A 4174-nucleotide genomic window follows, 5' to 3' on the forward strand; every position below is an offset into this window, starting at 1 on the left:
AAAAGCGAGAGTTGAACACTGCTTGTTTGCGGCGGGGCGAACAGGTCACAACGCATTCGTCGCTTATGAATATTCAGCCCAAGCTTTTTACAGGTAATCTCAAAGCGGCGGCCAATCTGCCACGCATAAGGGCCTTCACCACGCATCCGTTTGCCCCATTCCGCATCATAGTCCTTGCCGCCGCGCATTGAACGCAACAGGGACATGACATGGCGGTAACGGTCAGGAAAATGCTGCAGCAGCCAATCCTTGAAGAGTGGCGCGACCTCATAAGGCAGGCGTAGCAAGACATATCCGGCCTCGCGTGCGCCCATCGCATAGGCGGCATCCAATATACGTTCAATCTCGTGGTCGTTGATGCCGGGGATCACAGGGCCAAGCATCACCGATGCCGGAATACCTGCCTCATTCAGCTGCCGAATGGCCTGTAAGCGCAATCCCGGTGTTGAGGCCCGCGGCTCCATATTGCGTGCTAATTTGGCATCCATGGTGGTGACAGAGAGGGCAACCTTTGCCAGACCACGCTCGGCCATCGAACCCAGAATATCAATGTCGCGGGTAACCAGTGCGGATTTGGTGACGATGCCGACCGGATGATTGGCGGCATCCAGCACACTCAATATATCCCGCATAATCCGCCATTTCTTTTCTACCGGCTGATAAGGGTCTGTATTGGTGCCAATGGCGATCGTCTTGGGAATATAACCGGCTTTGGAAAGTTCCTTTTCCAGCAACCGTGCCGCATCGGGTTTGGCAAAGAGTTTGGTTTCAAAATCAAGACCGGCAGACAGTCCCATATAGCTGTGGGTAGGGCGGGCAAAGCAATAAATACAGCCATGCTCACAACCGCGATAAGGATTGATTGAGCGGTCAAAATTAATATCCGGCGAGTCATTACGGGTGATGATGGTGCGCGGCTTTTCGATCTGGACTTCTGTCTTGAACGGTTCCAGCTCTTCCAGAGAGTTCCAGCCATCATCACTATCGATGCGTGTCTGACTTTCAAACCGGCCGGAAGGATTGATACCTGCACCACGTCCGCGACGACGGCTGTGGTCAATCCGCAAGCCGGTGCCGTCAACAATAGCATTTGCCTGATCTGTGCGCTCCGATCCGAAGACAGCCGAACGGGAGAAGACGGCCTGATCGGCTGGTCCGAAAACCTCCTGTAAAATTGCCATAGCTTTCTCCTTGCCGGAAATGCCGTGACAGCATGACCGGAGCAAAACAATCAAAATGAAGCAATGAATACAGCGCGAATTATGCGACTCTGATGCGCCGTTTATGGTTCAAATTTAATCTGAAAATAAGAACAAAGCAAGAACTTAATTTATGTCTTTTCGCAATTAGAGCGCCGTGTGCCAGACCTGGCACACAAAGGTCGCTCTAACACTTTTAAAATTAGAGCATAATTTCACTTTAAACCGATCCCAGCTTAAGGAATTATGCTCTAGCTTTTGCGTTTCAAATGTTCATCAAGGCGCGGCATGATTTCAACGAAATTGCACGGGCGGTGGCGATAGTCGAGCTGCTGGGCGAGAATACCGTCCCATGCATCGCGGCAAGCACCGCCGGAACCCGGCAGCACAAAAACAAATGTCTGGTTGATGAGACCGGCAGTTGCGCGGGACTGGATCGTGGAAGTACCGATCTTGGCATAGGACTGCTGATGGAAGATCACTGAAAACCCGTCCATACGCTTGTCGAAGACCGGCTCCAAAGCGTCAGGTGTCACATCGCGTCCGGTGAAGCCGGTGCCGCCGGTGGTAATCACCACATCAATTGCCGGATCTTTGGACCATTGCACAACCAGCTCGCGGATTTTTGCAGCGTCATCAGTCACGATCTGCCGGTCACGCAACAGATGGCCTGCCTCTTCAATACGGGAGGCAAGAAATGCACCGGATGTATCGGTTTCCAGTGTCCGGCTGTCTGAAACCGTCAGTACCGCAATACCCACCGGAATGAACGGACGTTCGGCTTTGACTGTATTGGACATGGTTGTCTCCGGTTTAAATCTTGTCGGGCAGGGTCGTGGTTGCGCAGACAAACCAGTGCGGATTTTGCTGTTGCAAATGCATTGCCGCCTGTTGCGCCTGATCCGCTGTATCATAAATGCCGAAGCAGGTCGCGCCTGAACCGGACATTTGCGCATATTGTGCGCCGCTGTCCCGCAAAACCTGCAGAATTTCTGGCAATTGTGGTGCAAGCTCTGCAGCGGGTGGCAGCAGATCATTGCGGGTTGATTGCAGGAAGTTGCAAAGTTCCGCCTGACTATTCAAGCGCGTCAGTTCCGGAAGCGCAGGATTGTCACGCTTATGCATATGTTTGAAAATCTGCGGCGTGGAAATTGCTGTTCCGTCATTCACAAGCACCAGTGACAGCACTGGCAGGCCGGTCAGCCTTTGCACGTCTTCACCGATACCCTTGGCAATCAATGCACCGCCGCAGAGCTGACCATGCAGACACATCGGCACATCGGCACCAAGCTGAAGGCAAATCTGCTCAAGCAAAGCCTGTTCCGCTTCGATATTCCACAAGCGCATAAGCAGTGCCAGTACTGTGGCGGCATCGCTTGACCCGCCGCCGATACCGGAGGCCACAGGGAGATTTTTTTCCAGATGAATGGCAACGCCGGAGCTGTGTTGCGGAAATTGTGCGCGCAGAAGATCACGCGCTTTTAAGACAAGATTGTCGCCATTGGCTGGCAGCCCCGCACCAAAGCGGCCGGAAAGCGTAAAACTGTCTTCCTGCGCAGGGGAAACTGTGAGTTCGTCACCATAATCGGCAAAGGTAACAAGTGTGTCCAGCAGATGATAGCCGTCCTCGCGCCGTCCGGTCACATGCAATGCCAGATTAAGTTTGGCATAGGCTGTGGCGCGAAGATGTGAGGCAGTCTGTTGGCTCGCTGCCTGTGAAGCTAAAATATCTGGCATGCTTTAGGATCAGTCTTTATCTGCCGGACGGTAAACACCGGTTTTCGGGTCGCGTACCAGTGTGCCGCTGGCACCTGTGCGGGCTTCCTGTTCGGCCTGACGGACTTTCTGGGAGACACGCGCCGCTTCGCGCTTGAAGGAGCGATAGCCATAGATCGCAGCCGCAACCAGAAGGATCAGAAAAATCAGCTGTGGCATACCGGCTCCTTTCCGGGAAAATAACATGCCTGTTGATTTAATCAGGCTGTAACCTCGTTTCAAGAAGCTCTTATAGCATCTTATTCTGATGATATTATGATAACATAAGCCTGTTACAGGCCATAGCGTGACCAAAGAGCTTTTTCTTCGAGTACATTCATCAGGCTTTCACCTGCTGCGCCAAGCATTTGCGCATGAGAAATACCGCCGGTATTTTTGCGCCCCAGCAGTCCGCGCGAAGGCTGGATCAGATTAAGCTTGGTTTTTTCGCCATAGAGCTTGCGCAGATGCGAGCGCATATCATCAAGACCATCAATCAGCCCGAGCTGCAAAGCCGTAATGCCTGTCCAGAACTGACCGGTGAAAAGATCGTCATTGTCCTGCAATTTACTGCCGCGGCGCTCTTTTACCATATCAATAAAAGTTTGGTGAATTTCCAATTGCAGCGCTTTGATATGTTCGACATCCGATGCTTTTTCCGGCTGAAACGGATCCATCGTGGCTTTGTTTTTACCGGCTGTGTGCACACGGCGTTCAACGCCGATTTTCTTGATGAGTTCGGTAAAGCCAAAGGAGGCGGAAACCACGCCGATCGAACCCAGAATGGAAGACGGATCAGCAATAATTTCGTCTCCGGCAATAGCGATCATATAGCCGCCGGAAGCCGCCACATCCTCAACAAAGACATGGACTTTCTTGTTCTTTTCTTCGGCCAGATCACGGATACGCTTATAGATTAGCCGTGATTGTACCGGTGAACCGCCGGGGGAATTAATGCTCAGTGCCACAGCAGGACTGTGCTTATTGGCAAAGGCTTTTTCCAGCTGAACAGCGATGCCTTCGAGCGACAGATTTTGCCGTAAAGGGCTGTTGCCGGTCATGATCGCACCGCTCAGCCGGACGACCGGAATTTCAATACTGGAAGCCCGGAAGCGACGCGGGATAACACGGCTGATGAGTGACGGCACTGAAAATCTCCGGTGTGAAAAGCAGACGATAAAATAGTTTTCACCCGCTGTTATAGCTGCAGCGGGTGAAAA

5 protein-coding genes are annotated in these 4174 nt (G+C 52.3%); all 5 read right to left on the reverse strand.

Features of this window, described 5'->3' with window-relative positions:
* The coding region (locus A918_RS20205) for a PA0069 family radical SAM protein (RefSeq protein WP_022711135.1) at positions 1-1181 on the reverse strand (1181 nt) is incomplete at its 3' end.
* Between the two features lie 269 nt (positions 1182-1450).
* Positions 1451-1999, reverse strand: coding sequence for a molybdenum cofactor biosynthesis protein B (moaB, locus tag A918_RS0111105; RefSeq protein ID WP_022711136.1), 549 nt, complete (start codon positions 1997-1999; stop codon positions 1451-1453).
* A 13-nt stretch (positions 2000-2012) separates the two neighbouring features.
* The gene (locus tag A918_RS20210) at positions 2013-2936 is read right to left on the reverse strand and encodes a 4-(cytidine 5'-diphospho)-2-C-methyl-D-erythritol kinase (RefSeq protein WP_022711137.1); all 924 of its coding nucleotides are present in this window, start codon (positions 2934-2936) and stop codon (positions 2013-2015) included.
* A 9-nt stretch (positions 2937-2945) separates the two neighbouring features.
* Complete coding sequence (locus tag A918_RS0111115) at positions 2946-3134, reverse strand: membrane protein (protein ID WP_022711138.1); 189 nt, start codon at positions 3132-3134, stop codon at positions 2946-2948.
* A gap of 113 nt (positions 3135-3247) precedes the next feature.
* Positions 3248-4102: a S49 family peptidase gene (locus A918_RS0111120; protein ID WP_022711139.1), complete on the reverse strand. Its 855-nt coding sequence runs from the start codon at positions 4100-4102 to the stop codon at positions 3248-3250.
* Positions 4103-4174 lie beyond the last annotated feature (72 nt).

The organism is Pseudochrobactrum sp. AO18b (assembly GCF_000409565.1).
In the GTDB taxonomy this organism is placed as follows: domain Bacteria; phylum Pseudomonadota; class Alphaproteobacteria; order Rhizobiales; family Rhizobiaceae; genus Pseudochrobactrum; species Pseudochrobactrum saccharolyticum.